Below are 25643 nucleotides of genomic sequence, written 5' to 3'. Positions count from 1 at the left end.
TAAGCGCGGATCGGGTTGGACTTGGATGGAGTGCTATGTGGTGGCGATGGGTGGACTCGAACCACCGACCTAGGGATTATGAGGCCCTCGCTCTAACCACCTGAGCTACATCGCCATTCGCAGGAGTGTGGAACCGGGCTTTTTTGCCGCCCCCCGCCCGGATGTCAAACCCGCGCGGCCGCGGCTCGATGCCGGATACGGAAAGCATCGACGCTGCCCGCACAATTGACCGCTGCCGCGCTACTCGACCCGCGTCGAAAGTATCGTCGCCAACTCCCCGCGATCCTCGAGAATCTCCAGCGCCGCGTTGTACGGATCTTCCTTTCCGTCCGAGACGCGCGACAGAACCTCCCGCACCACGTTCTTCGATGCTGCCGCGACGAGCCGCCGCATCACTTCTTCCTCGCAGATCTCCATCACCTCCGCGCGAAGCCGTCTTGCCGTGCGGTCGCGCTGCGGATGCTCGCGGCGGAAGTCGCGGTGGCGAAACGCCGCTTCGAGCACTTCGTCGACGCCTTCTCCGAGCGATGCCTTCGTCATCAGCACCGGCGTCCGCCAGCCGTTCTCGTTCTGGTCCTCGCTCGATTTGAGCGAAAGCATCATCTCGAGCTCCGTGCGCATGCGCACGGCGCCGTCGCGGTCGGCCTTGTTGACGACGAAGATGTCGGCGATCTCCAGGAGACCGGCCTTCATCACCTGCACCGTGTCGCCGGCCTCGGGCACGAGCACGACGACGACCGTATCGGCCACTTCCATGATGTCGAGCTCGGTCTGCCCGACCCCGACGGTCTCGATGATGATGATGTCTTTGCCGGCTGCATCCATCAGGCGCACGATGTCTCGGCCGGCGCGCGTCAGGCCGCCGTGGCTGCCTCTCGTGGAGAGGCTGCGGATGAACACGCCCTCGTCGAGGAAATGCTTCTGCATGCGGATGCGGTCGCCGAGCACCGAGCCGCCCGAGAACGGGCTGGACGGGTCGATGGCGATGACGCCGACCGAAAGGCCGCGCTGGCGGCAGTAGCCGATCAGCTCGCTCGTGATCGTCGACTTGCCGGCGCCCGGCGGCCCGGTGATTCCGAGCGTGAACGCGTGGCCGCACTTGCGATAGACCTTCGACATCACCGCGGCGGTGTCGGCCATGCGGTTTTCGACGACAGTGATCAGGCGGGCGAGAGAGACGCGGTCGTCGCCGGCCAGCATGGCGTCGGCAAGCGCGTGGGGGTCACGGCGGGGTCGCGTGGTCATGGTATCTCGATTCTCGCGCGGCTCAGGATCGTTCGTTCGTCGGCGTTCGGCGTGTGGCAGGCGCGATGCCGGGGCGCCGTTCGCGCACCTGGCGGATGCTTGCCGCGACGTGACGCACGAGCATGCTTGCGACGGCGTCGTCGTCTACCGCGCGACCGGTCTCTGCCGCGATCGTCGTCACACGTTCGCCGCGCACGCCGCAGGTGACGATACAATCGAACACCGACGCATCCAAACCGGTGTTGATCGCGATGCCGTGGTAGCTCGTCCCTCGTGAAATCCGCAGGCCGAGCGATGCGATCTTGCTGCCGCCTTCGGGCGCAGTCCAGATGCCGGCCGTCGAAGCGCGGCGATGACCGGTGACACCGAATCCTGCCAGCGTTGCGAGCACCGCGCCTTCGAGAAGACACACCCAATCCTTCACGCCGAGGCCGAGATCGGCGATCGAGACAATTGGATAGAGCACGACCTGTCCGGGTCCGTGGTAGGTGGCGCGGCCGCCGCGGTCGCTGCGCGCGACGACGATGCCGCGGCGCTCGAGCTCGGCGCGGTTCAGCACGATGTCGGCCTCGGGCGCGTGGCGGCCGAGCGTGAACGTCGGCGGATGCGCGACGAGGACCAGCACGTCGCCGATCTGGCCGGCGACGCGGCGGGCATGCAGCTCGAGCTGGCGGGCGAGCGCTGCTTGGTACTCGACGACGCCCCAGACCTGCACGGCGATGTCGTCGAGGCGATCGGACGACGGATCGACTGGCTGCGACACCGGGGCCATCGCCGGACGATAGAAAGGCCGCCGTCCTCGCTCAACCGCCCTCCTCTCCCATCGCCCCTCCCCCGCTGCTAGACCGGATGCGTGGCTCGCCCCCGCTCCAACCTGGTGACGATCATCGGGGTGTCGCTGATCGCCCTCGGCATCGCCAATGCCGCGGCCGGGTGGATCAAGATGGATGAGTACCGTGACCACAAGCATGAGGCGGTCGCGGCGGGCGGCGAGCCGGCGCGGCTGCCGTTCTCGGGCACGCCCTCCATTCTCGACCCAGCCACCGACGCCCAGCTCCTCTACGAGCTGGCCGCGATGAAGTACGACTACTACGAGGTCGTGCGCACCGGCGGCTTCGTCTTCATTGCGGCGGGATTAGCGATGCTCGGCGCGCTTCGCGTTTCGCGATCTCTTGCAGCACGGCGCACGGAACACTGATCCGGCGCGAGCGTCGCTCGCAAATCCACCGCACGACGCGGATTTCCGGCATCGCGGCAGCGGCCGCGAAATTATCCGCGCAAATATGTACCGATCCTGCGTTTCGCGCCCTGGCCGGAGTTGACCCTCCGGGAAGCGGCACTGTATCCTGCTTGGACTGATCGCCGCGGGGCCGTCTCGGCTCCTGATGTGGGCGGTGGAGGATGGGGATGTGCGGTAGCTGCGATCGGGGTTTCCCGATCCGAAAACGCTGGTGTCGGCTCTGCCGGCGGCCGCTGCGGAGGCTGCCGTGAGGGTTTCGTCGGCCTCGCGGCCGCGTCACGCCGAATGCGCCTATCTGCTCGACCGCGCGGTCAAGAATCCCGCCTCCTCCGAAGACTTCGCGCGTGCCGCCCTCGACGTCGTGCGCCTCGCGCTGCGACCCGGCTACGCAGCCATCGTCTGCCGCAGCGGCAAGAAGATTTTTCACTGCGGCGACGCGGCTTTGACGGCCGATATCGATGCGGTGGCCGAGATTCTCTCGAAAGCGCCGCGATCGATCCTGGCGCATCCCCAGACCATCCGCCGAAGCGAAGCCGCCGAGGTCGGACTTCTGTCTCTCGAACGGGCCATGACGGCCGCCGCGCTGGACCTGGTCTACCCGATCGCCGACGACGGCGCGCTTCTCGGCGTCATCGGCGTCGGACCGAAATCAGGCCGCACCGTCTACTCCCGCGACGACCTCGAGTTCTGCGATCGCATCGGCGCGCGCATCGTTCAGGTGGCCGCGCGCGAGGCGCTGGCCGTCGAAGCAGCGGGCCTCAGGGCCGCTGCCGTCAGCTCCGAGCGCCTCGCTTCGGTAGGCCGCATGGCCGCCGGCCTCGCCCACGAGATCCGCAACCCTCTCGTCTCGATCCGCACCTTCACGCAGCTCCTTCCGGAACGGCATGCAGACGAGGAATTCCGCAGCGGTTTTCTCGACCTCACCCTGGCGGAAATCGATCGCATCACGACGCTGGTCGGCGAAATCCTCAGCTTCTCGCGGCCGGGCGAAGGCGCGGCCGGCGGCGACGGTGAAGCAGCGAGCGTCGATGCGGCCGAATGCGTCGACCGCACCTGCCAGCTCCTTCGCAGCCATGCCCGCAGCACCGGCGTCGCACTTCTCGTCGAAGTGGGCGAGTCGGTCCCGCGCGCTGCGATCGACGAGGACAAGCTGAGGCAGGTCGTCATCAACCTCGTCGTCAACGGCATCCAGGCCTGCAACGGGCGCGGCCGCGTACGCGTGCACGTCGCTGCCGACCAGAACCCGTCGCGCACCGTGATCGAAGTACGCGACGACGGGCCGGGCATCGAGCCTTCGGTGCTCTCGCGCATTTTCGAGCCGTTCTTCACGACGCGCGAAGAAGGCACCGGCCTCGGCCTCGCCCTCGTTCGAAGAATCCTCGACGAAGCGGGCGCGAGCATTGACGTTTCGAGCACTCCCGGAAGCGGTACCGCATTTCGCGTGGTGCTGGCGCCCGCGCTCGAAGTCGCAACGGGCCTCGATGCGGCGACCGCCTTGCGACACCGCGCCGCCGTCATCGAAGACGACGATGCGCTTCCGTCGCTCGTGCTCGCGGAGACCCTCTCCTGATGAGCCGGATTGCCGTCGTCGCAGCATCGCCGGGCACCGTGGTTGCGGTACGCGCAGCGGCGGACGGACACGAGGTCGTGGAGGCTTGCGAAGCGGACATCGGCTCCGATGCCGCGCTGGTCGTCACCGAAGATCCGCAGGTCGCAGGTCGCATCGTCGCTTCGACGCCCTGCCTGCTGCTGGCGGACCGTGCCGCCGTGCGCAAGGTCCGTCTCAAGGACCGCAAGTGCACGATCGTAGAAAAACCCTGCGATCTCATTGTTCTGCGTTCGAAAATTCGACTTTTGTTGGAACTTTCCGGTCAGTCGGCCGCCGCAACACTTGCGGCTGACGACCTGGCCTCGTGGCTGGCCCCGCCCCGGATCGCCAAGCCTGCCGCCGTGGCCCTGGCCTCGGCCGGCAGGTTCCGGGGTGCGGTCTTCATCGTCGGTGAACGCGGGACGGGCACCGACGACGTCGCCGCGGCGCTGGGCCGCGTTTGGGACGAGCGCGAGCCCCTGATCTGGCAGGAGCCCGATCTCCTCGAGTCCATCACCGCGCGTCTGGCCGACGACGAGCGCGTGCTGTGGGTGCCGGCGATCGATGAGCGGCCCGCTCGCGATCAGATCGCGTTCGAGCGCTGGCTCGCGTCCGCGCGACGACGTCGCGTGATCGTCACGGCTTCGGACGATCCGGCTTCGACCGTGGCCTGCGGACGCCTTTCGGCCACTCTCTTCGATCGGCTGTCGCGTCTGGCCGTGCGCCTCGCGCCGCTTCGCGAGCGCAGCGCCGATGTCGGCGCCCTCGCCTCTTCGATCGGCTCTCGCGTCGCGGCTGATGCATTCGGCGCGTCGCTCAGGATCTCGGATGCTTCGAGCAGGATGCTCGCGGACTACGGGTGGCCGGGCAACGTCATTGAACTGGAGGCCGTGATCACGCGCAGCGTGCTCGCGCTCGAAGGCGCCGCCGTGCTCGATGCGGGCGATCTTCGTTTCCTCGCCGAACTCGCCGCACCGGCAAGCCCGGTTCCATTGTCCGGCGAGACCGAAGCGCCGTCGATTCCCGACGTCGCAGCGTCGCCGCCGCGCATCAAGGGCATCGTCGTCCCCCTGGGTCAGCCACCTTCACGCGTGGCTCGACCGGGCGATGGCGGCATTTCGCCCACTGCCGAGACGGCGCCGACCGTGGCGACGACCGCCGAGGTGGAGTCCGTTCTGGCCGGCTTCGCCCATGATCTGAGGAACCCGCTCTCGACGATACGGACGTTTACCGAGCTGAGCGCAGGCGACGAGCGCATCTCGGGCGCGCTCGGCCCCCTGGCGGTCGAAGCGTGCCGCCGCGTTGACGACCAGCTCAACCTGCTGCAGCGCTACTCCGACCTCGCGCCCGACATGGCTGCAACGGCCGCAGACCTCGTGGAACTCTTCACCGAAGCCGCCGAAGCGACCGTAGAAGAATCGCAAATCCGTATCGACGCCCGCGCGCCGGTCCATGGCGTCGGCAACCCCTCGCTGCTGCGCTTCGTCGCCGCTGCGATCGTTGACGAGTGCTGCTGCCGTGCAGCCGAAGCTCGCAGGCTGGGCCGTGCCGGCGACGAGGCCGTCATCGACACGAGCCCGGACCGAAGTGCCGTGACGATTCGTATCGCCGCGGGCGCCGCGGCGGCCAGCCACCTCGACACCTGGACCTCCGGGGCCGCCCTGCCGTGGAGGCTGGCCCTCGCTCGCGAAGTTGCGCGGCGGGCCGGAGGCGACCTTTCGATCCAGATCGAGGACGCGGAGCTTTGCCTGAAGTGGCGGGCCGGCTCCGCGTTCCGCACCGACAAGCAAGAGACAGAGGAACCCAACGATGGCGACCAAGCCGGTAGTACTGATCGTCGACGACGAACCCGGAGTTCGTGAATCCATCCGCATGGTCCTCAAGGACTCGTTCGACGCGGTAGCGGTCGAGTCCGGAGAGGCCGCGCTCGAATGGATGCAGGCGGGCCGCTGCGAGCTCGTCTGCCTGGACGTGCTGATGCCGGGCATTGACGGCCTGGAGACGCTCGAGCGCATCCGTGCACGCGACACGAAAGTCGCCGTCGTGATGCTGACGGCGACCAAGACCATCAAGACCGCCGTCACTGCGATGAAGCTCGGCGCCTTCGACTATCTCACCAAGCCGTTCGACATCGACGAGCTGAGGCTGGTGGCTCAGAGGGCCACCGAGCACTCGCGACTGAAACACGAAGTGGAAGAGCTGCGCGAAGCGGTCGGCCAGCGCTACCGTCTCGAGAACATCGTCGGCGAGTCGCCGCAGATGCAGGCGGTGTTCAAGACCATCTCCGCGGTGGCGGCCACGCGCTCCACCGTGCTCGTCACCGGCGAGTCCGGAACGGGCAAGGAACTGGTCGCGCGCTCGATTCACTACCAGAGCCCGCGCGCCGCCAAGCCGCTGGTAACCCTCAACTGCGCCGCGATTCCCGACCAGCTTCTCGAAAGCGAGCTGTTCGGCCACGAGAAGGGCTCGTTCACCGACGCCATCGACAAGAAAGTCGGCCGCTTCGAGACCGCCGATGGCGGTACCATCTTCCTCGACGAGATCGGCGAGATGAGCGCGGGGCTGCAGGCAAAACTGCTGCGGGTTCTCGAAGAGGGGGAAATCCAGAGAGTCGGTGCCGCAAGGCCCCAGCACGTGGACGTCCGCGTGGTGGCTGCCACCAACCGCAACCTGTCCGAGGCGATCGCCGAAGGACGCTTCCGCAAGGACCTCTTCTACCGGCTCAACGTCGTCTCGGTGGAGCTTCCCCCGCTGCGGGCACGCCAGGGTGATCTTCCCCACCTGATCCGCCACCTGCTGACACGCAAGAGCACCGAGCTCGGCCTGCCGCCCAAAGAACTGGCACCCGCGCTCGTCGACAGGCTGCTGGCGCACCGCTGGCCGGGCAACGTTCGCGAGCTCGAAAACGTGCTCGAGCGCCTGCTGGTGCTGAGCGGCAACACGGCGGTGATCGGAGCGGACCAGCTTGCCGACGATTTCGAGGCCAACTCGACGGCGGCGGCCGGCAACGGCGACCCCCGCTCGGCCGTGCTCAGCGGGAGCAAGTCGCTGTCGGACGCGGTCGACGAGTTCGAGCGCGACATCATCGGTGAGGCTCTCGAGCAGACATACTTCAACCAGACTCGCGCGGCCGACCTGCTCGGAACCACGCGCAGGATCCTCAAGTACCGCATGGACAAGCTCGGGATCGACTGTCCGGACATGGCCCGTTGACATGGCCCGTTGACATCACTTGGGCCGCTGCCTAAACCCGCGCTGCGGCCGCGGTTTTCGGCTCGATCGCGCCGCCCGACCGTGGACGCGTCGGCAACCTGACGAGGCAGCGCGCCTCGAGGGAGCAGCGAAGTTTCGATGGCGAATCCGGCCGACATAGCCCTGGAAAAAGCTGCGCGGCACGAGCCGCTCTCCGACGACGACGCATTCGCGCTGCTCCAGCTTCCGGCTTCCGACACCCACACGCTCTGCGACGTCGCCTCGTCGATGCGCGACAGCGCGCACGGCAACACGCTCACTTATTCGCCGAAGGTCTTTCTACCCGTCACCAACCTCTGTCGTGATCGCTGCAGCTACTGCACGTTCCGTCGCGATCCCGGAGACGCCGGTGAATGGACGATGTCGCCCGACGAGATCGGCGACTGGTCGCGGCGCGGACACGAGCTCGGCTGCATCGAGGCGCTGATGTGCCTCGGCGACAAGCCCGAAATCGCCTTTCGCGGCTTCCTCGAATTTCTTGCCTCCCACGGGGTCCGATCGACGGCCGAGTACGTCGCCCTCGCTTGCAGGGTCTCGCTTTGCGAAGGGCTGTTGCCGCACACGAACGCCGGCCTGCTCACCAAGGCCGAGATGCAGATGCTGCGTCCCTTCAACGTCAGCATGGGCCTGATGCTCGAGAACGTCAGCCCGCGCCTTCGCGACCGCGGCATGCCGCATCACCACGCGCCCGACAAGGATCCGGAAAAGCGTCTTCGCATGATCCGCGAAGCCGGCGAGCTGGCGATTCCCTTCACGTCGGGAATCCTCGTCGGCATCGGCGAGAACGAAGCCGAGCGCATTTCGAGCCTTCTCGCGCTGCGCCGCCTGCACGAGCGCTACGGTCACATCCAGGAAGTGATCGTGCAGAACTTCCGCGCCAAGGAATGCACGGCGATGGCCGGCGCTCCCGAGATGACGGATTCGGAAATGGTGCGGACCGTTGCGCTCGCGCGCATCGTGCTCGGCGCCGAGATGAACCTGCAGGCTCCGCCGAACCTCAGTCCCGACAACCTCCACCGCCTGATCCGCGCCGGCATCAACGACTGGGGCGGAATCTCGCCGCTCACTCGCGACTACGTCAATCCCGAGGCCGCGTGGCCGGCGGTCACCAAGCTTTCGTCGCTTTGCCGCGAGTCCGGCTTTACGCTGGAGCCGCGCCTGCCCGTCTACGACGCGTGGATGGACGAGCACTGGATGGAGCCGGCGATGATCGATGCCGCAGCGCGCGTGCAGTCGGAGCGCGGCATCACCGCCCGCCCCGCCGCATCGATGCCTGCACCCGGAGAGCTTCTCCAATGAGCTACCAGACCGAAGCGAACGCGGACCGCGTCGAGTTCCTGCTCGACGACGACCGTCCGCTCGAAGCGCGAATCGCAGGCGTCGACCCGTACACGGCAGGGATCCTCGAGCGTGCGCTTGCCGGCACACGGCCGAGCGTCGATGAAGGCGTCCACCTGTTCACGCGTCGCGGCAACGATCTTGCCGCCCTTGTTGCCACTGCCGATCGCATCCGCCGCGACGACGTCGGCGACGTCGTCACCTACGTCGTCAACCGCAACGTCAACTGGACCAACATCTGCTTCGTCGGCTGCAAGTTCTGCGCGTTCGCTCACTTGAAATCGAGCCCGCTCGCTTACGACGACCCCGTCGAGAGCGTCATCGAGCGCATCCGCGACGGCGTGCGCCGCGGCGCCACCGAAGTGTGCATGCAGGGCGGCATCAATCCGGAAATGCCGCACGACGGCTATTTCAAGCTGCTGCGCTCGATCCGCGAAGCGTTCCCTTCGCTGCACATCCACGCGTATTCGCCGATGGAGATCTTCTACGGATCGCGGCGCGCGGGAATGGACTACCGCAGCTACATCCGCGAGCTCGTGGCCTGCGGCCTCAACACGATCCCCGGCACCGCGGCCGAGATCCTCGACGACGACGTGCGCGAGATTCTCAGCCACAAGAAGCTCGACGTCGCCAGCTGGGTCGAGATCATCCGCACCGCCCACGAGCTCGGCGTGCCGACCACATCGACGATCATGTACGGTCACCTCGAGACGCCGATGCACCTTGCGCGGCACGTCGACCTGCTGCGTTCCATCCAGGCGGAAACCGGCGGCTTCACCGAATTCGTGCCGCTGCGTTTCATCTGGCAGGAAACCCGGCTCTTCGAAGAAGGCCTCGTCGCGCCGATCCCGCAGGGACAACTCGATCTTGCGGTCTACGCGACCAGCCGCCTGATGCTTCGCGGCCTCATCGACAACCTGCAGACGAGCTGGGTCAAGCTCGGCCACGAGCTGGCCACGCTGTCGCTGGCAGCCGGCTGCAACGATCTCGGCGGAACGCTGATGGAGGAGAGCATCTCGCGCGAGGCCGGAGCCGATGCGGGCGAATTCACGTCGGTCGAGGAACTCGAGGCGATGATCCGGCGCATGGGGCGCGTTCCGCGCCAGCGCAACACCGTCTACGGCGACGTCGACGACGAAGAGGCGCTCGCGGCTGCGCGAAACGTCACGGCCGCAGATGTCTTCTCCCACGTGATGCGCCGCCCTGCGGCCGCTGCCGCAGCGGCAACACCCTGAATCCCGCTTCGGCCTCGCTCCCGGTCGGCGCGGCCCGGCACGGAAAATCGTGAAAATCACGTTGCTGGCCGGGGGAGTCGGGGCTGCTCGCCTGTTGCGGGGACTCGTTCGCCTGGTTCCGGCCGCCGACCTGACCGTCGTCGTCAACACCGGCGACGACGAAGAATTCTACGGCCTGGCCGTCTCACCCGACATCGACACCATCGTGTACACCCTTGCAGGGCTGGCGCCGCTCGAGCGCGGCTGGGGAATCGACGGCGACACGTTCCGCACCCGCGACGAGCTGGATCGGCTGGCCGGCCCAGGCTGGTTCGCGCTCGGCGACCGCGACCTTGCCACCCACATCCAGCGCACCCGCAGGCTTCGCGAAGGGGCTTCGCTTTCCCAGGTTACAGCCGAGCTGGCGCGCGCCCGCTCGGTCGACGTTCGCGTGCTGCCGATGAGCGACGACCGCGTCCGCACCATCGTCGTCACCGACGATGGCAGCCTTGCGTTCCAGGACTACCTGGTGCGGCAACGCGCAAAGCCGAACGTGCGCGCAGTGCGTTACCGCGGTGCGCGCACGGCCCGTCCTGCGCCCGGCGTCATCGACGCGATACGTCGCGCGGACCGCGTCATCCTCGCGCCGAGCAATCCTTTCGTCAGCCTCGGGCCGGTGCTGGCCGTGCCGGGGATCCGCCGCGCGGTTGCCGCGGCAAGAGATCGCGTCGTTGCCGTCAGTCCGCTGATCGCCGGACGAGCCGTCAAAGGACCGCTTGCCGCGATGCTCAAATCGATGGGAAAACGGGCCGGGATCGAAAGCATCGCTGCGCTGTTGCGGCCGTTTGCGGCCACGCTCGTCGTCGCGCCGGGCGACCGCTCCATCAAGGGTGCGGGCAAAGATGCGGGCGAGGCTGCGAGCGGCATCGCGCTCGTCGAACACGACATCCTGATCGTCGATCCACGTCGCGCGGAAAAACTCGCGCGCTTTCTCGTCGGTCCGCTGTCGCAGCAGTCCGATTCCCCGCCAGCGCGGCGCGGGCGTACCAAGACCGCGACGCTTCGTGCAACTCCGCAGCGACGCAGGGCTGCACGAGGGGCGGCAAGGCCCTTGCAAGCCCGGGGCACTGCGAGATGAAAACCGTTTCGGTCATCGGGCTCGAAGGAATGCCGGCGATCCTCCCCGGCGACGACCTTGCGGCGCTCATCGGCGATGCTGCTGTGCGTGCGGGCGGCCTGGCCTGGCGCGACATCGTCGTCGTCTGCCAGAAAGTCGTCTCCAAGTCCGAAGGCCGCATCGTGCGCATGGACAGCGTCGAGCCTCGCGACAAGGCCAAGGCGTACGCGAAGAAGTACGAGAAAGACCCGGCGCTGATCGAGCTCGCGCTGCGCGAGGCCACCGAAGTGCTCCGCATGAACGACGGGCACCTGATCACTGCGACCGCCAAGGGATTCGTCGCTGCCAACTCCGGTGTCGATCGCTCCAACCAGGCGTCGAACGACGAAGCGACGCTGCTGCCTCTGGATTCGGATGTCTCGGCGGCGGGTCTTCGCAGCCGCCTCGCCGCGCGTTTCGGCTTCGATGTCGCCGTCGTCATCACCGATACGTTCGGCAGGCCGTGGCGTCTCGGGCAGATCGATTTCGCGATCGGAACGGCGGGACTCAAGGTGCTCGACGACCACATCGGAAGAACCGACTGGTCGGGACGCACCCTCGAGCATACGATCATCGCGGTTGCCGACCAGGTTGCGGCGGCCGCAGGACTGGTTATGGCCAAGGCAGGCGGAATTCCTGCGGTACTCGTCCGGGGATTCGATTACGTGGCCGGCGAAGACGATGCCGGGGCGCTGATACGACCCCGGGCCCAGGACCTGTTCCGCTGAACCCGATGGCACTTGTCCGCTTCAAGCGCGCATTCTGGCGATCCTTCTTCCGGCTGGTGATCTTCACGGCGGCTCTTGCCGAGTGGATCTGCCTTGCATGGGTGGCAGGCGTGATGCTCGCCGTTCCCATTCCGTGGTTCGCCCACCTCCTGGGGCCGGTCGGGCTGCACCTGCTCAACCGCCGCGTGCTCGGCTCCCGGCCCGGACCTGCGGCGACGCGGCGCACTCCGTTCGTGCGAGCTTACGTCGGCGTCGTCTTCACGTGCCTTTTCGGGATGATCGCGCTGCTCGTGAACGCGGTGCTGTGGGCCGCCGTCGCTGTCGTGTTCGCAGTCGTCTCCCACATGGGCGCGTCGCTTTCACCGGCGGACGTACTCTGGCCGGCGCAGGTAACCGGATCGGTGGCGCTTCTCGTCGTTTCTGCGCTGCTCGCCTGGGGGTACGGGCCCGGGCAGCGCGCCGTGCGCGTTCTGGAAGTCGAAGTCCCGGTGCACGAGCTGCCCTCGGCTTTCGACGGGTTTCGCATCGCGCAGATCAGCGACATCCACCTCGGCGGCTTCATGGACGAAGAACGCCTGGCGGCCCACATCGAACACGTCAATTCGCTCGGCGCCGATCTCATCTGCATCACCGGCGACATCACCGACGGGCTCGACCATGCGCCGCGGACGTTTCCCGTTCTCGGTCGCCTTGCCGCTCCCGACGGCGTGATCGCGATCCTCGGCAATCACGATTTCTATACCGGCGCGGACGCTGTGACCGCGGCCCTGTGCGAGCTGACGTCGATCCGGGTGCTGCGCGACGAAAGCGTGGCGCTCGAGCGCGAACACTCGCGTCTTCACATCCTCGGCGTCGACGACGCCGGCGTGGACTGGACGCGAGGCGTGCGCGAGCACCGCGCCCTTCCCGCGCTGATCGAAGCGATTCCCGACGGTGAGACGCGCATCCTGCTGTCCCACCGGCCCGAGCTTTTCCACCAGGCCATCAGCTTCGGCATTTCGCTGACGCTTTCCGGCCACACCCACGGCGGCCAGATCGCGGTGCCGTGGCCGCTGCGCCGGCCTTCGTCGCTGGCCCGCTTCATCAGCGACTTCCCGCGCGGCACCTACCGCGTCAACGGCTCGGTGCTGCACGTCAACCTCGGACTCGGGGTGACCGGACAGCCGGTTCGGTTATTCTCTCCCCGCGAGATCACGCTGATTACTTTACGAAGAGCCCAGCCCGGCAACGAAGGAGCACGCTCATGAACCGTTTTTTCTTCGCCCCGGCCAGCCTTGCGCTGGCGGCCACCCTCGCCTTCAGCTTCTGCGGAACTGCGCGCGCCGAGGTCCAGACCTTCGAGATCGACCACGCCCACTCGAGCGTGACGTTCAAGATCCGCCACCTGCTGTCGACGGTGCCGGGCAAGTTCAAGTCGTTCAAGGGTACGATCAAGATCGATCCCGACAAGCGCGATTCCGTGCAGGTGGACGCGACGATCGACACGGCCAGCATCGACACCGACGAGACCAAGCGCGACGACCACCTGCGCTCGCCCGACTTCTTCGACGCCGCCAGGTTCCCGACGATCAAGTTCACCGGCAACAAGCTGACCGACGTCAACGCCGACCACACCAAGGCCAAGCTCGAAGGCATGCTGACGATGCGCGACGTCACCAAGCCCATCGTGCTCGACGTGCAGTGGCTCGGGATGGCCACCGACCCGATGAAGAACCTGAAGGCGGCGGGCACGGCGACGGCGTCGCTCAACCGCAAGGACTTCGGCATCGTCTGGAACAAGACGATGGACAACGGCGGGCTTCTGGTCGGCGACGACGTCTCGATCGAGATCAACGTCGAGGCGCAGATCCCGAAGCCGGTGCAGTAATCTACGCGGCCCCGGCCCCGATCACGGTTCGGGGTCGGAGCCCTCTTCGATGCCCGCGAACAGCGGCGTCGAAAGATAGCGCTCGGCGGTGTCGGGAATCATCGCGAGCAGCACCGAGCCCGCTTCGGCGCGCGCCGCGACCTGCATCGCGGCGGCGACCGTCGCGCCGCCCGAAATCCCGCAAAAAATTCCTTCTTCGCGCGACAGGCGGCGCGCCCACTGCACGGCATCGGCATCTGCGACGGGCAGCACTTCGTCCGGAATGCCGCGGTCGAGCACGGCGGGCACGAAATCCGGCGTCCAACCCTGGATAGCGTGGGGCTTGAACTCTCCTCCTGAAAGAAGCGGTGCGTTGGCCGGCTCGGCCGCAATGATTTTCACGTCCGGCCTCGCCAGGCGGATCACTTCGCCGGCGCCGGTCAGCGTTCCTCCCGTTCCCCATCCCGTAACCCAGTAGTCGAGACGGCGGCCGACGAAGTCGCTGACGATCTCGGGGCCCGTCGTGCTGCGGTGGTAGGCCGGGTTGGCAGGGTTCTCGAACTGACGCGCGAGGAACCAGCCGTGTTTTGCAGCAAGCTCCTCTGCCTTGGCGACCATTCCCTTGCCGCGCCCGGCGGCCGGCGTGAGGATCACCTTTGCACCGAGCGCGCGCATGATTTTTCGTCGCTCGATCGAAAACGTCTCGACCATCACGGCCACGAACGGATACCCCTTGGCCGCACAAACCATCGCCAGCGCGATACCGGTATTTCCCGAGGTTGCCTCGACCACTGTCTGGCCGGGCGTGAGCGTGCCGCGTCGCTCGGCGTCTTCGATGATCCCGATCGCGAGGCGGTCCTTGACCGAGCCGAGCGGGTTGAAGAACTCGCACTTGGCGTAGACGGTGACGTGGTCCGGAGCGATACGATTGAGCCGGACCACCGGCGTGCGCCCGATCGTTGCAAGAATGCTGTCGTAGATCATCGCGATTCTCCCTTTTCCTTTCGGCAGGCCGTGAGCGGCGATCACGCCTGATCGCGGGCGGACCGCCCCTGCCGGTCGCTGGCCCGCAGCATGATGGAACGCAGCCCCATCCGAGGCGCGTCCAATACCGGCGCCGGACTCGAGACGCGACCTCGTGCCCAGAGTCACGCCGCCGCACCTCCGTCGGGCTTCCTTGCACCCCCGCCCCCGCCCCGCTACAGGAGCGCGATGCACAGCTCCGCCCTTCGTCACGACTGGACCTGCGCCGAGGCGCGCGCGATCCACGACCTGCCGCTGTCCGACCTGCTGTACCGGGCCCAGGGCCTGCACCGCGAGCACCATGCTGCCGCGCAGGTTCAGCTCTGCTCCCTGCTGTCGATCAAGACCGGCGGCTGCCCCGAGGACTGCTCCTACTGCCCGCAGAGCGCCCACTACTCCACCGGCGTCGACAAGGAGCCGTTGATGGATGTGGCCGCCGTGCTCGACGCCGCCAGGACGGCGCGCGATGCGGGCGCGTCGCGATTCTGCATGGGCGCCGCGTGGCGCGAAGTGCGCGACGGCGCCCAGTTCGACAGCGTCTGCGAGATGGTGCGCGGCGTGACGGGTCTCGGCATGGAAGCCTGCGTGACGCTCGGAATGCTGACGGCCGGGCAGGCGCTGCGATTGAAGGACGCGGGCCTGGTTGCCTACAACCACAACCTCGACACGTCGCGCGAGTTCTACGGCAACATCATCACGACGCGCACCTACGACGACAGGCTCGAGACGCTGCAGCACGTGCGCGACGCGGGCATCACCGTCTGCAGCGGCGGCATCATCGGCATGGGCGAGACCGTCGACGATCGCTGCGCGATGCTCGTCGAGCTGGCCAATTTGCCAGCGCATCCCGAGAGCGTTCCAGTCAACGCGCTGACGGCCGTTGCCGGCACTCCTCTCGGGCAGCGCGAGCCGGTTGCCGCGTTCGAGCTGGTGCGGATGATCGCGACGGCGCGCATCCTGATGCCGGCATCGATCGTGCGGCTGTCGGCCGGTCGCAGCGAGCTCAGCGACGAAGCCCAGGCCTTGTGTTTCCTCGCGGGCGCCAACTCGATCTTCTTCGGGGAAAAGCTTCTGACCACCGGCAACCCCGACTGCGAGCACGACCGCGGACTGTTCGGGGAACTCGGCATCACGCCGCTGGTTCCCGCCCACCTGAAGGATCGCGAGCAGGCGGCCTGACGCAGCACACGTCAGGCCGACTCCGAGGAGCATTCGCGCGATGTCTACCGCTTCCAGATCCGTCGCCGAGCACGCGGCGGAAATTTCCGAAAAGGGCTACACCATCCTCGAGAACGCCATCGAGGCAGACCTCGTCGACGCGATCGCCGAGTCGCTCGCGCGCCTGGAAAAGGAGCTCGGCGCAGTCCCGGCGGGAAATCCGTTCGAAGGCGCAAACACGGTGCGGATCTACAACCTGCTGGCCCGCGAACGGATCTTCGAAAAAATCCCTGCCCATGCGGCCGTGCTGCCCATCGTCGAGAGCGTGCTCGATCCCGGTTGCCTCGTCTCCTCGTTGTCGTCGATTGCGATCGACCCGGGCGAGAGCGCGCAGCCGATCCACGCCGACGACCAGCTCATTCCGTTCGCGAAACCGCACGTGGCGGTCGTCTGCAACACGATGTGGGCGATCACCGATTTCACCGAGGAAAACGGCGCGACGCGCATCATTCCCGGCACTCACCACAAGGACCACTCGCCGATGTTCGGGAAGCATTACGACTCGATCGCGGCCGAGATGCCGCGCGGCTCGGTGCTCGTCTGGCACGGCAGCCTGTGGCACGGCGGCGGAGCCAACCGCAGCGGCAAGCGCCGCACCGGCATCGCGATGAACTACTGCGCCGGCTACATGCGCCAGCAGGAGAACCAGCAGCTCGGCATCCCGCCGGAGCTGGTGCGCGGGTTCGAGCCGAGGCTGCAGGAGCTTTGCGGCTTCGGCATCTACAGCGGCCTGATCGGCCACATCGACAAGAAGGCGCCGGCCCAGTTCCTCTTCGGCGAAAAACGCGTCGCGGGGATGGTCTGGGAAAGCTAGGCCCGGGATGCGTATATGTAATGGGGTCAGGCACCAGGGGAATAGTGCCTGACCCCATTCTTCTGGTGCCTGACCCCATTACATATCGGAATAGCGGCTTCTATGTGCGCGAGCTGCTGCGGCGCATGCGGGCGACGAGGACGCGCATCACGTGCAGCGCGAAGAACGGCGTCTCGACGACCATGTTCAGGAACTCGTTCTCGTCGACCCGCGCCAGGCGCGCCTCCGTGCGGGCCACCGCTGACGCGCTTCGCTGGTTCGAGTCGATCAGCGACATCTCGCCGACGAGGTCGCCCGGCCCGGAGATGTCGATGAGACGGTCCCCGATGAAAATGTCGATCGTCCCTTCGACGACGACGTACATGTAATTGCCGCTGCTGCCCTCGGCGAACACCACGTCACCGGCCTCGAAATGGTCGATGACCTTGGAGTCCGAAAACAGCTTGTCGAGCCTGAGCAACACCGGTGGCATGCCTTTCCTTCCGTCCCCCGTCGCGCACCTGTCATCACTGGTGAGCGCGCCGAAAACTGGCATCTTGGGGGCGCCTGAAGCCAATGACAAGCCCGGCTCGAGGCAAGCCCAGCGGCAGCGGTAATGACGAGCACGCAAAAGACTCCCCTGCCCTACGCCCGGGACTGGACGGCCTGGGCGCCGGTGTGCACGGCCGCAGTCCTCGTCCTTTTTGCCGCATCGCGCCTTTCGATCGCCGCCTTCCCGACCGAGCGGGAATACGACGAGGGCGTCTACCTCCTGTCGGCCCGCGCGCTGCTCACCGGCCACGCGCTGTTCACCCAGGTGTTCTCGTCCCAGCCGCCGGCCTTTCTGGAGACCCTCGCCCAGGCGATGCGAATGGCCGGGGATTCGCTGTGGAACGCACGTGTGTTGAGCATCACGTTCGCGGTGGCCGCGCTGGCCGCCATTGCCGACATCGGTCGACGCATCGGCGGCGCCGCGGCCGGTCCGGTCGCGGCCTGCGCGCTGGCGCTCTCGTTCACCTTCGTGGACCTCGGCCATATCGTGCAGGCCGAGACTCCGTCGCTGGCATTCGCGCTGTTGTCGATCGACGTGGTGCTCAGCGCGAGGCGTCGCGATTGGAATCGGCGACTGCTGCTGGCGGCCGGGGTGCTTTACGGCGTCGCGTTGATGTTCAAGCTGCTTGCGATTCCGCTGGTCGTGCCGCTGGTGCTCGTGGCATTCCTCGCTGCAGCAGATGACGACGAAAACCGGTGGCGCGTGGACGGCCGCGGCATCGCGCTGCTGCGCGCGTCCGCGTTGCGGATCGCCTGGATCGGGGCAGGAGCGATCGTGGTCGTCTGCATTCCGCTGTTGGCGTTCGACCGCGGCGCGCTCATCGACCAGGCGGTCCTTTTTCATTTCGCCAAGCACGAGGCCTACCACCTGCACTCGCTCGCGAACATGGAACGTGCGTGGGGCGTGGCGCTCGGAGACGGCGCCATCAGCGCTGCGGGCGCGGCGGCGCTGCTCGTGGGCGCGTGGCGACGACCCCTCGTTGCAGCGTGGATCTTTGCATGGCTTGCAGCGTCGCTGGCATTCCTGGCGGAGCAGACGCCGCTTTTCTGGCGCCATTTCGTGCTGATCGCTCCGCCTGCGGCGCTGGCGGCGAGCCTGTTGCCCGCGCTCGTCATACCGGCATCCCTGCGAGGCGGCCGGCTGCTCGCCGCGCTGGTCATGATCGGAGCATGGGTTGCCATGCTCTCGAACAACGTCGGCAAGGGAGAAGCGATGTTTCCGCTGCTGCACGACCCGCGCAATCACGCGGCGGCAAGCCGGGTCGAGACGACCGCTGCCTGGGTGCGCGATCACACTCGCCCCGAAGACGAGATCCTGACCGACGATCCGATCCTCATTTATCTTGCGGGAAGACAGACGCCGCCGGGTCTTTGCGACACTTCGGAAGCGCGCATCGTCTCCGGTTCCCTCACCCTGCGCGACGTCGTGGTCCAGAGTGCGGGCGTGCACATGGTCGTGATTCACAGGAAAGGACGCCTGCTGACGCTGGCCGGCATCCTGCCGTGGCTGAAGAAGAACTTCACCGAGATTTCGCCGGAGCAGAGCGGGCTCGACTCCGACCGCCTGATCTGGCTGAGATCGTCGCGGATCTGACGACCCGCCAACGCAGTTTCACGGAGCCTTGAACATCCTCAGCGCGACGAACGCGAACATCGCCGACAAACAGACCAGGTGATCGATCGCGATCGAGCGCGCCAGGCTCGCTCGCACCGCCGGCGGATCGGCCGCGGCGCCGAGGCGCACGGCGTTCGGGAACACCCGGCCAAGCGCAAGGCCGATCGGCACTCCGCACAGCAACAGCGATCCTGCGGCGATGCTGCGCCCACTGCCGCCGAACAGCTCGACGGCCAGGACCCCGACGATCGAAGTCATCACCGCGCTGATGAGCAGGTTCATCGGAGCGGCGTCGGTGGTCACTCGTCGATAGTACGTCTCGATCTTCGCGAGCGAGTCTTGGGAGACTTCGCCGCTGCTGCCGCGACCGAGAGCGAGCACATCGAACATCAGGTCCATCCAGATCACGGCGACGAGAAAGCCGCCGCCCGCGCACAGGTATCCATTCATCGGTTCTCTCCAGGCGGTCGCGATTCTTTGCCGGCTCGTTGCCACGCGCGGCAACGCGGCGCAAAAAAACGGGGGGCGCCCGAAAAACCGGACACCCCCCGTGCACTTGCAGGCTGGCGGGCCTGCGTGTTCTTACATCGCTTTTGCGCCGTAGATGTTCATCGCACCCTTGGTCAGGATGCGAGTGTCACCTGCGGTCGCGCAGCCCATGATCAGGTCGATTCCGACCGCCGACCCACCCGTCGGAACGTAGCGACCGTTCAGCGAGAGCACGCCCTTGGCCGTCGTCGTCGAGCTGCCGATCAGCAGCGTATCCGAAGAGTCGATCACCGTGGCGACGCCGTTTTCGACCGCCGTCAAGGTGCAGGTGACCTGCTTCGCATTGTTCCCGAAAGGCGCGTTCACCTTGGCATCGATCAGGTAGTTAGTGACGCCGGTGACGTGCTGCGAGAGCACGTCGGTCGTCACCGAGCTGATGTTTGCGGTCGCGAAGTTCTGCGTCCATCCGGGCGACTGGCCGTCCTGGCCTGCCGTTCCCTGCGCACCCTGGGTGCCGGCATTTCCCTGCGGGCCGGTCGCGCCAACCTGTCCCGGAGGGCCTGTCGATCCTGGAGGTCCCTGGACGCCGTCCTGTCCAGGAGCTCCGGCAGGGCCGGCGGCGCCGGTCTGTCCCGGAGGTCCGGTTGATCCCGGAGGTCCTTGGACGCCGTCCTTGCCGGCAGGGCCGGTGGATCCGGTCAATCCCGGAGGGCCTGTCGATCCCGGCGGTCCGGCGGCGCCGTCCTTGCCGTTCTGACCCGGGGGTCCCGTCGATCCCGGAGGTCCGGGAATTCCGTCCTGGCCCGGGGGTCCGAGCGCACCAGACGGGCCGACCTGCCCCGGAGGGCCTGTCGATCCCGGAGGTCCGGGAATTCCATCTTTGCCGGGCGATCCTGGAACTCCGGTCGCGCCGGTCTGTCCCGGAGGGCCCGTCGAGCCCGGAGGTCCGGCAACTCCGTCTTTGCCCGGATTACCCTGCAGTCCCGGAGGTCCCGTCGATCCCGGAGGTCCGGGGACTCCATCCTTGCCTTGCAAGCCTGGCGGACCCGTGGCGCCCGGAGGTCCCGGAATGCCGTCGTGTCCCGGAGGTCCTTCGAAGCCGGTCGGACCGGTGGGGCCGGGACCGCCGTTCTGCCCCGGAGGGCCCGTCGATCCCGGAGGTCCGGGAATTCCGTCGTGACCTGCTTCACCGGGAGTGCCAGCAGGCCCGGTGGGACCAATCGGTCCCACGGATCCCGCGGTTCCCGTATCACCTTTGGCGCCTTGGGAACCCGGCGCACCTTGCGAGCCGGGTGCTCCTGCTGCTCCTGCTGCTCCGGTGGGACCAGCAACACCTTGCGCACCCGCAGATCCGGCCGGACCTGACGGTCCGATGTCGCCGGAATCGCCCTTGTCTCCCTTCGGGCCTGCGTCGCCTTGGACGCCTGCCGTACCCTGAGTTCCGGCCGCACCAGCCGGCCCTTGCGGTCCGGTGGGGCCCGCCGGCCCCTGGCAGTCGAGAACATCGCAGCTGCCGTCGCTATTGACGTCTTCGGCGGCATCGCAGATCGCGTTGCCGTTGACATCCCAGCAGAGGCCCCCGCCGCTGCCGATTGCTGCCGGACATGCGATCTGAACGTTCTGCCCGACCGCAAAACGCAGGAGTTTCAGCGCATCGGATGCGACGACGGCGCCGCTGCCGTCGACATCGCCACAGATGTTCGTCGAGACCTGCGCCCGTGCTCCCGTCGCTGCGAACAGCAACGTCGCGAACGCCGCCGCAGTGACCGTGGTATTCCTCATTTTCCTGACTCTCCCCTGTGGCGACCCCGGTGGAATTACCGGGTTCGATGGACGTCCGTCCCTAGGCACCCGTCCACATTGGTTTCGTACCCTCTAAGCGTGCGTCTGTAAAGCGAAATGGCGCGGGCGCCGTGTTCTTCGACACAGTGCGAACCAGGGCTCCGCCGCCTCGACTCTCCGTGCCCTTTTCTACACGGGATTTTCACCGGCGCGACGATCGTCGCCATCGAAGCGGTCGTCCGCCAAGCCCGCGAAATCGCAAGTCGTTGCGGGGGTGCGGCGAGTCCGCCTCAGGGCCCGGCGCGACCGGCGCGCCGGCGCGAGGCGTTTCAGTTTGCCGAATTCGCGACAAGCGGGGATCCGGGCCCCTGTGACTTATCAATAATTCAGGACGAGTCGGGCCTCAGGCGCCGATTCCAACGCTCGAACGCCGGCGGGCAGTCAGGCCGAGCGCCGGGCCTGCATCTGGCGCCGGCCGGGCGCGAGGTCGAGGTCCAGCTCACGCACGTGCGAGAACCGCGACGCGACGTCCTGCCAGTTGACGAGCTTCCAGAACGCCGAGACCCAGCTCTTTTTCCCGTTCTGGTACTGCAGGTAGTAGGCGTGCTCCCACATGTCGAGCACGAGCAGCGGCACGGTGCCGTTGCCGATGTTGCCCTGATGGTCGTAGATCTGCTCGACGACGAGCATCTTTCCGACCGGTTCCCACGCCAGCGTCGCCCAACCCGAGCCCTGCACCGCGATGGCCGCCTCGGTCATCTGCGCGCGCATCGCGTCGACGCTGCCGAAGTACTCGCGCACGGCGGCGTTCAGCTCGCCGTCGGGGTCACCGCCGCCTTTCGGGCACATGTTGTTCCACAGCAGCGAGTGCAGCACGTGGCCGGAAAGATGGAACGCAAGGTTCTTCTGAAGCTGGTTGATCGCGCTGAAATCTTTTTTCTCGCGCGCCGCTTCGAGCTTCTCGAGCACCGCGTTCGCGCCTTCGACGTAGGCGGCGTGATGCTTGTCGTGGTGCAGCTCGAGCTGCTTTGCGGAGTAGTGCGGCTCCAGCGCCGAATAGTCGTAAGCAAGCTGGGGCAATGTGTACTTTTTCATCGCGGACTCCCGTGGTGCGGTTGGTGGGCAGAAGGGCCGGCGCCCGGCGCCTCGATTTCGGCCTCCGGTTCCGTCTCTGCCGGTTGCAGGTCCGAGTTGGCTGGCCCTTCGATCACGCGGCCGAGCGCATCGAAGCGCGAGCCGTGGCATGGGCAGTCCCAGGTATGCTCGGCCGAATTCCAGTGCACGACGCCGCCGAGATGCGGACAGACAGCCGACAACACGTGCACGTTGCTCTCTTCGTCGCGATAAACCGCGACCTTGGAAAGGCCTCGGCGAAGAATCGCGCCGCAGCCGGGCCTGAGCTCGCCGACGCGCGTCGTGGCCCCAGGCGTCAGCCAGTCCGTGTACTGCCAGGCGGTGTTGGTATTCTCCGCTGCGTAGCGCACGACGGCCTTGAGCGATTTGCGCGACGGGTCGTAGAGGCGCGCCCACTCGTTCTCGCGCTGCATGATGAGGTCGGTAAGAAGCAGGCCGGCGATCGTTCCGTGAGTCATGCCCATGCCGCAATCGCCGGTCGCGACGTAGACGTTCTCGCTGTCCAGCGGGTTGTGACCGATGAACGCGATTCCGTCGATGGTCTCCAGCACCTGGCCGGACCACGAGTCGATGGGACGCCCCACCACCGGAAAACGGCCGCGCGCCCAGTCTTCCAGACGCAGGTAGCGGTCGGCGGCATCGTCGCTCTGCCCGGTCTTGTGGTCCTCGCCGCCGATGATCAGCGTGTCACGCAGGGACTCGCGGCCTTCGCCGTCGGCGCCGGTGTAAAGTCGCACGTAGTGGTAAGGATCGGCCGTATCCCAGAACAACGCGTGCGGTGCGGAACCAGGCTCGACCTTCATCGAGATCGCGTAGGTGCGGTAGGCGGCCTGCTTCGTGTGGATGGCCACGCGATCGTTGATCGGCGTGTTGGTCGCGACGACGACGGAGTCGGTCGCCAGGACGTCGCCATTCTCCGTATGAACACGAGCAGGCCGCCCACCGCTGATTTCGCGGGCGCGGCTTCCGCAGAAGATGCGCCCGCCGAAGCTCTGCAGTGCCGTAGCCACAGCGGCCAGGTACTGCATCGGGTGGAACTGGGCCTGGCGCGGGAAGCGCAGGCAGGGGCCGACGTGGAGCTGCTCGAACGGTGCACGCTCGAGGCGATCCACCGCCGTGAGGCCGGCGCGGCGGACCGCGTCGAGCTCGTAGTCCAGCTCGTCCACGTCGCGTCCGGCATTGGCGAACAGATAACCGTCGACGCGCTCGAAACCGCAGTCGATGCTTTCGCGCTCGACGATCCGCTCGATGCAGTCGATCGCGGCGCCATGGCTATCGGCCACCAGGCGCGCGCCATCGCGGCCGTGCAGCCGCTCGATCTCGTGGTAGCGCGCATCGATCGCAGTCGACAGATGGGCTGTGGTGCGGCAGGTCTGCCCGCCGCCGATCGGGCCGTCGTTGAGTACGACCACCGATCTTCCTTCGTACGCGAGCAGCAGCGCCGTCGTCAGTCCCGCAACGCCGGCTCCGACGATGCAGACGTCAGCCGAGACGTCGCCGCCAAGGCGCCCGAACCCGGGAGTCGCGCTGGACATCCAGATGGAGGTGCTCTGTCCCGGATGTTCCGTCATCGAAAGACTCCTGGGATTTGCGATGCGCTGAAAAGCCTGGGATTGCGCGCGTGGATGCGCGCGCAATCCCAGGCAATTCCGCACGAACGCTGCTTAGACGTTGCGGCCGGACGACATGTACGCCGAGCGTGACTGGGATTCCGCGCTCGGTCGCGACGATTCGCTGCCCATGCTTTCCGACGCGGAGTCGGCCGCGTTTCGCGCCTGGCGGCCGAACTGCTGCATTCCATCGCTCAGGTCGCGGCGCATCTCGCTGCCAGGCTTCGGCGCGAACAGCAGCGCCAGTGCTGCGCCGATCAGCACGCCGGTGCCGAAGATCCCGAGCGTAGAAAACACATCGGCAGTCGGATTGCGGGTTTCCATGCCGACGGCCTTGGCGATGTCTTCACGAGTCGGAAGAGACTGGAGGATGTTGTCGAGGGTCATGGGGCCTCCTGCGCGCAGTGCTCGCGCGGCATTTTCCTGGATGTTCTGCATCATCATCTTGACCCTGCCGGCGCCGTCGAGGGCAAAGCACCGAGTTCGCGTGCGACCACGGCCACCGCCAGGCGCGAGCCGATCCCTAACGCGAGGCGGGTAATGCTGGAGCCGAGTCCGCCGCCTAGCAGGTAGCCAACGCCCGCGGCCGTCGCGACGGTGGCGATCGGGCGTTCGCGTGCGTAGTCGCAAATGAAATCGACCACCTCGCTGCGCGCCGACGACGCGTGCGACGCCAGGCTCTCGACGTCACCGCGAAGCTGGCGGCCTGCTTCGGTCAGGGACTGGGGAAGCGACGTGCGCGAAGTCGCGCGCGAGGAAGTCGAAGGATTGCCTCGCGGTCCGACATTCATTCCGTTGGGAACTCCGGTTTCTGCTGTCATCTCGTCACCTCCTCGACACGAGGCGTGCGACGATGAAGCCGAGCCCGAGCGCGCCGAACACCGCCACCAGCGGGCGCTCCCGCACGAAAGCCTCGATCTGCTGCTCCAGGCCGGTGGCCGTCGTGCGCACGGCTGCCACGTCGTTGCGGACGCTCGATGTAAGATGTTGCAGGGGTCGATCCTCGCCGTTGCTCGAGTAGTCTTCTTCGCCGATCATCATCCTCTCCTGCGATGCGCCTGGAACGCCGACTCGCTGCGATCGAAGCCGAGCCAGAATCCGAGGCAGAAAGCGCCGGCCAGCCACTGGATCGGCGCGTCACCGATGTAACGGGTCACGTCGAGCTTCTGCTCGGTGGCCTGCGCGAGTTCGTGCACGGCCTCGCGCAGGGTCTCCTCGTCCTGCTCGATGCTCTGCAGAAGCTCATCCTCCCTGTGCGAGACCTGCCTGTGCGAGACCTGCCTGTGCGAAACCTGCGACCGGTCCTCGGTCATCGCGTGTCCCTCGCGGTGAAAGCGGCGTTGTCGCCGGAGACTGGTTGGTGCGTGACATTTCCTTCGTGCTCGCTGGCGAGTTTGCGGCGAGGACGCGTCACGACGATTGGAATGACGATCAAGGCGAGCACGAGGTTTACCGCTGCGAACAGCAGGAGCTGCAGCCGGTAGTCCCGTCCCGGAAGCATGTACGGCACGACTGCGCGCAGCGCAGTGAACCAGGCCGCGAGCCCGGCGACCACGCCGAATGCGAGGAACGACGCCTTGATGAGAAGCTGGGAGATCAGCTCTTCGTTCTCGAGCATCACCAAGTCGATCCGCTTGGCGATGACCCTGTGAGTTGCCGAAGCAAGTTTTTCGAGCGCTGCAGGCACCGACGGCGCCGCAGCGGCCCCGGCAGGATCGGCGGGCGGCGGCATCGGGGAAGATTGCCTTTCGCGCCGCGACGGAATGTTTTGCACCTTCATCATCCGCTGCCCCTGTTTCCTTCCACGAAGGCCGCGAGGG

26 protein-coding genes and 1 tRNA gene are annotated in these 25643 nt (G+C 66.8%); 13 read left to right on the top strand and 14 right to left on the bottom strand.

All coding sequences use genetic code 11. The features are described from left to right. Positions 1–38: 38 nt before the first annotated feature. From VGK20_08890 to lipB, 3 genes are all read right to left on the bottom strand, one after another. Positions 39–115, bottom strand: a tRNA-Met gene (locus tag VGK20_08890). A 125-nt stretch (positions 116–240) separates the two neighbouring features. Then, the gene (meaB, locus tag VGK20_08885) at positions 241–1245 is read right to left on the bottom strand and encodes a methylmalonyl Co-A mutase-associated GTPase MeaB (GenBank protein HEY2774152.1); all 1005 of its coding nucleotides are present in this window, start codon (positions 1243–1245) and stop codon (positions 241–243) included. 22 nt (positions 1246–1267) lie between these two features. Beyond that, a complete protein-coding gene (lipB, locus tag VGK20_08880) occupies positions 1268–2017 on the bottom strand; it encodes a lipoyl(octanoyl) transferase LipB (protein ID HEY2774151.1) in 750 nt (249 codons plus the stop codon). A gap of 105 nt (positions 2018–2122) precedes the next feature. Here lipB and VGK20_08875 point away from each other — a divergent pair, with 105 nt between their 5' ends. The 10 genes from VGK20_08875 to VGK20_08830 all read left to right on the top strand — a co-directional run bounded on the left by VGK20_08875 (position 2123) and on the right by VGK20_08830 (position 13628). Further along, positions 2123–2443 (top strand): hypothetical protein, encoded by a 321-nt coding sequence (locus VGK20_08875; protein HEY2774150.1) that lies wholly within the window; start codon positions 2123–2125, stop codon positions 2441–2443. 289 nt (positions 2444–2732) lie between these two features. Next, entirely contained in the window at positions 2733–4055 is a 1323-nt protein-coding gene (locus VGK20_08870) for an ATP-binding protein (GenBank protein ID HEY2774149.1), read from the top strand. Then, positions 4055–5935: a hypothetical protein gene (locus VGK20_08865; protein ID HEY2774148.1), complete on the top strand. Its 1881-nt coding sequence runs from the start codon at positions 4055–4057 to the stop codon at positions 5933–5935. The genes VGK20_08870 and VGK20_08865 overlap by 1 nt, the downstream gene beginning before the upstream one ends. Next, positions 5883–7286, top strand: a complete 1404-nt coding sequence (locus VGK20_08860; protein ID HEY2774147.1) for a sigma-54 dependent transcriptional regulator — start codon at positions 5883–5885, stop codon at positions 7284–7286. Before VGK20_08865 ends, VGK20_08860 begins: the two co-directional genes overlap by 53 nt. Before the next feature lie 138 nt (positions 7287–7424). After that, entirely contained in the window at positions 7425–8624 is a 1200-nt protein-coding gene (gene cofG / locus VGK20_08855; GenBank protein HEY2774146.1) for a 7,8-didemethyl-8-hydroxy-5-deazariboflavin synthase CofG, read from the top strand. Further along, positions 8621–9898 (top strand): 5-amino-6-(D-ribitylamino)uracil--L-tyrosine 4-hydroxyphenyl transferase CofH, encoded by a 1278-nt coding sequence (gene cofH / locus VGK20_08850; GenBank protein ID HEY2774145.1) that lies wholly within the window; start codon positions 8621–8623, stop codon positions 9896–9898. The genes cofG and cofH overlap by 4 nt, the downstream gene beginning before the upstream one ends. A 49-nt stretch (positions 9899–9947) precedes the next feature. Next, a complete protein-coding gene (gene cofD, locus VGK20_08845; protein ID HEY2774144.1) occupies positions 9948–11015 on the top strand; it encodes a 2-phospho-L-lactate transferase in 1068 nt (355 codons plus the stop codon). After that, a complete protein-coding gene (gene cofE, locus VGK20_08840; protein ID HEY2774143.1) occupies positions 11012–11761 on the top strand; it encodes a coenzyme F420-0:L-glutamate ligase in 750 nt (249 codons plus the stop codon). The genes cofD and cofE overlap by 4 nt, the downstream gene beginning before the upstream one ends. A 5-nt stretch (positions 11762–11766) precedes the next feature. After that, positions 11767–13008: a metallophosphoesterase gene (locus VGK20_08835; protein ID HEY2774142.1), complete on the top strand. Its 1242-nt coding sequence runs from the start codon at positions 11767–11769 to the stop codon at positions 13006–13008. Continuing rightward, positions 13005–13628, top strand: a complete 624-nt coding sequence (locus VGK20_08830; GenBank protein HEY2774141.1) for a YceI family protein — start codon at positions 13005–13007, stop codon at positions 13626–13628. The genes VGK20_08835 and VGK20_08830 overlap by 4 nt, the downstream gene beginning before the upstream one ends. 21 nt (positions 13629–13649) lie before the next feature. On the opposite strand, the gene cysK is transcribed toward VGK20_08830, so the two are convergent. Next, positions 13650–14591: a cysteine synthase A gene (cysK, locus tag VGK20_08825; protein HEY2774140.1), complete on the bottom strand. Its 942-nt coding sequence runs from the start codon at positions 14589–14591 to the stop codon at positions 13650–13652. Positions 14592–14819: 228 nt separating this feature from the next. On the opposite strand from cysK, the gene bioB reads away from it, so the two are divergent. Both bioB and VGK20_08815 read left to right on the top strand, forming a co-directional pair. Next, entirely contained in the window at positions 14820–15809 is a 990-nt protein-coding gene (gene bioB, locus VGK20_08820; GenBank protein HEY2774139.1) for a biotin synthase BioB, read from the top strand. 40 nt (positions 15810–15849) lie between these two features. Then, positions 15850–16662, top strand: coding sequence for a phytanoyl-CoA dioxygenase family protein (locus VGK20_08815; protein HEY2774138.1), 813 nt, complete (start codon positions 15850–15852; stop codon positions 16660–16662). 100 nt (positions 16663–16762) lie between these two features. Here the strand turns inward: VGK20_08815 and VGK20_08810 are convergent, their stop codons facing one another. Then, positions 16763–17125 carry a cyclic nucleotide-binding domain-containing protein gene (locus tag VGK20_08810; GenBank protein ID HEY2774137.1) on the bottom strand — a complete coding sequence of 121 codons (363 nt, stop codon included), beginning with the start codon at positions 17123–17125 and terminating at the stop codon, positions 16763–16765. A 132-nt stretch (positions 17126–17257) separates the two neighbouring features. Here VGK20_08810 and VGK20_08805 point away from each other — a divergent pair, with 132 nt between their 5' ends. After that, positions 17258–18787 carry a glycosyltransferase family 39 protein gene (locus VGK20_08805; GenBank protein ID HEY2774136.1) on the top strand — a complete coding sequence of 510 codons (1530 nt, stop codon included), beginning with the start codon at positions 17258–17260 and terminating at the stop codon, positions 18785–18787. An 18-nt stretch (positions 18788–18805) separates the two neighbouring features. On the opposite strand, the gene VGK20_08800 is transcribed toward VGK20_08805, so the two are convergent. The 9 genes from VGK20_08800 to VGK20_08760 form a co-directional block, all read right to left on the bottom strand. Then, positions 18806–19258: a hypothetical protein gene (locus VGK20_08800; GenBank protein HEY2774135.1), complete on the bottom strand. Its 453-nt coding sequence runs from the start codon at positions 19256–19258 to the stop codon at positions 18806–18808. A gap of 132 nt (positions 19259–19390) precedes the next feature. Then, entirely contained in the window at positions 19391–21079 is a 1689-nt protein-coding gene (locus VGK20_08795) for a hypothetical protein (GenBank protein ID HEY2774134.1), read from the bottom strand. 441 nt (positions 21080–21520) lie between these two features. Further along, a complete protein-coding gene (locus VGK20_08790; GenBank protein HEY2774133.1) occupies positions 21521–22174 on the bottom strand; it encodes a superoxide dismutase in 654 nt (217 codons plus the stop codon). Further along, positions 22171–23784, bottom strand: coding sequence for an FAD-dependent oxidoreductase (locus tag VGK20_08785; protein HEY2774132.1), 1614 nt, complete (start codon positions 23782–23784; stop codon positions 22171–22173). Before VGK20_08785 ends, VGK20_08790 begins: the two co-directional genes overlap by 4 nt. A 93-nt stretch (positions 23785–23877) precedes the next feature. Then, entirely contained in the window at positions 23878–24210 is a 333-nt protein-coding gene (locus VGK20_08780) for a YtxH domain-containing protein (protein HEY2774131.1), read from the bottom strand. 53 nt (positions 24211–24263) lie between these two features. Next, positions 24264–24644, bottom strand: a complete 381-nt coding sequence (locus VGK20_08775; GenBank protein ID HEY2774130.1) for a hypothetical protein — start codon at positions 24642–24644, stop codon at positions 24264–24266. Positions 24645–24648: 4 nt separating this feature from the next. Beyond that, the gene (locus tag VGK20_08770) at positions 24649–24861 is read right to left on the bottom strand and encodes a hypothetical protein (GenBank protein ID HEY2774129.1); all 213 of its coding nucleotides are present in this window, start codon (positions 24859–24861) and stop codon (positions 24649–24651) included. Beyond that, complete coding sequence (locus tag VGK20_08765) at positions 24861–25136, bottom strand: hypothetical protein (GenBank protein HEY2774128.1); 276 nt, start codon at positions 25134–25136, stop codon at positions 24861–24863. The genes VGK20_08770 and VGK20_08765 overlap by 1 nt, the downstream gene beginning before the upstream one ends. Further along, the gene (locus VGK20_08760; protein ID HEY2774127.1) at positions 25133–25606 is read right to left on the bottom strand and encodes a hypothetical protein; all 474 of its coding nucleotides are present in this window, start codon (positions 25604–25606) and stop codon (positions 25133–25135) included. The genes VGK20_08765 and VGK20_08760 overlap by 4 nt, the downstream gene beginning before the upstream one ends. Positions 25607–25643: the final 37 nt, after the last annotated feature.

It is taken from the genome of Candidatus Binatia bacterium, from assembly GCA_036493895.1.
Taxonomy (GTDB): Bacteria; Desulfobacterota; Binatia; order UBA1149; family CAITLU01; genus DATNBU01.
This window is presented reverse-complemented; position numbering and strand designations above follow the sequence as displayed.

Coding starts and splice junctions, on each gene's coding strand:
- meaB (HEY2774152.1), bottom strand. CDS start 1,245: ATGACCACGCGACCCCGCCGTGACCCCCACGCGCTTGCCGACGCCATG.
- lipB (HEY2774151.1), bottom strand. CDS start 2,017: ATGGCCCCGGTGTCGCAGCCAGTCGATCCGTCGTCCGATCGCCTCGAC.
- VGK20_08865 (HEY2774148.1), top strand. CDS start 4,055: ATGAGCCGGATTGCCGTCGTCGCAGCATCGCCGGGCACCGTGGTTGCG.
- VGK20_08860 (HEY2774147.1), top strand. CDS start 5,883: ATGGCGACCAAGCCGGTAGTACTGATCGTCGACGACGAACCCGGAGTT.
- cofG (HEY2774146.1), top strand. CDS start 7,425: ATGGCGAATCCGGCCGACATAGCCCTGGAAAAAGCTGCGCGGCACGAG.
- cofH (HEY2774145.1), top strand. CDS start 8,621: ATGAGCTACCAGACCGAAGCGAACGCGGACCGCGTCGAGTTCCTGCTC.
- cofE (HEY2774143.1), top strand. CDS start 11,012: ATGAAAACCGTTTCGGTCATCGGGCTCGAAGGAATGCCGGCGATCCTC.
- VGK20_08835 (HEY2774142.1), top strand. CDS start 11,767: ATGGCACTTGTCCGCTTCAAGCGCGCATTCTGGCGATCCTTCTTCCGG.
- VGK20_08830 (HEY2774141.1), top strand. CDS start 13,005: ATGAACCGTTTTTTCTTCGCCCCGGCCAGCCTTGCGCTGGCGGCCACC.
- cysK (HEY2774140.1), bottom strand. CDS start 14,591: ATGATCTACGACAGCATTCTTGCAACGATCGGGCGCACGCCGGTGGTC.
- bioB (HEY2774139.1), top strand. CDS start 14,820: ATGCACAGCTCCGCCCTTCGTCACGACTGGACCTGCGCCGAGGCGCGC.
- VGK20_08815 (HEY2774138.1), top strand. CDS start 15,850: ATGTCTACCGCTTCCAGATCCGTCGCCGAGCACGCGGCGGAAATTTCC.
- VGK20_08805 (HEY2774136.1), top strand. CDS start 17,258: ATGACGAGCACGCAAAAGACTCCCCTGCCCTACGCCCGGGACTGGACG.
- VGK20_08800 (HEY2774135.1), bottom strand. CDS start 19,258: ATGAATGGATACCTGTGCGCGGGCGGCGGCTTTCTCGTCGCCGTGATC.
- VGK20_08795 (HEY2774134.1), bottom strand. CDS start 21,079: ATGAGGAATACCACGGTCACTGCGGCGGCGTTCGCGACGTTGCTGTTC.
- VGK20_08790 (HEY2774133.1), bottom strand. CDS start 22,174: ATGAAAAAGTACACATTGCCCCAGCTTGCTTACGACTATTCGGCGCTG.
- VGK20_08785 (HEY2774132.1), bottom strand. CDS start 23,784: ATGACGGAACATCCGGGACAGAGCACCTCCATCTGGATGTCCAGCGCG.
- VGK20_08780 (HEY2774131.1), bottom strand. CDS start 24,210: ATGACCCTCGACAACATCCTCCAGTCTCTTCCGACTCGTGAAGACATC.
- VGK20_08775 (HEY2774130.1), bottom strand. CDS start 24,644: ATGACAGCAGAAACCGGAGTTCCCAACGGAATGAATGTCGGACCGCGA.
- VGK20_08770 (HEY2774129.1), bottom strand. CDS start 24,861: ATGATCGGCGAAGAAGACTACTCGAGCAACGGCGAGGATCGACCCCTG.
- VGK20_08765 (HEY2774128.1), bottom strand. CDS start 25,136: ATGACCGAGGACCGGTCGCAGGTTTCGCACAGGCAGGTCTCGCACAGG.
- VGK20_08760 (HEY2774127.1), bottom strand. CDS start 25,606: ATGATGAAGGTGCAAAACATTCCGTCGCGGCGCGAAAGGCAATCTTCC.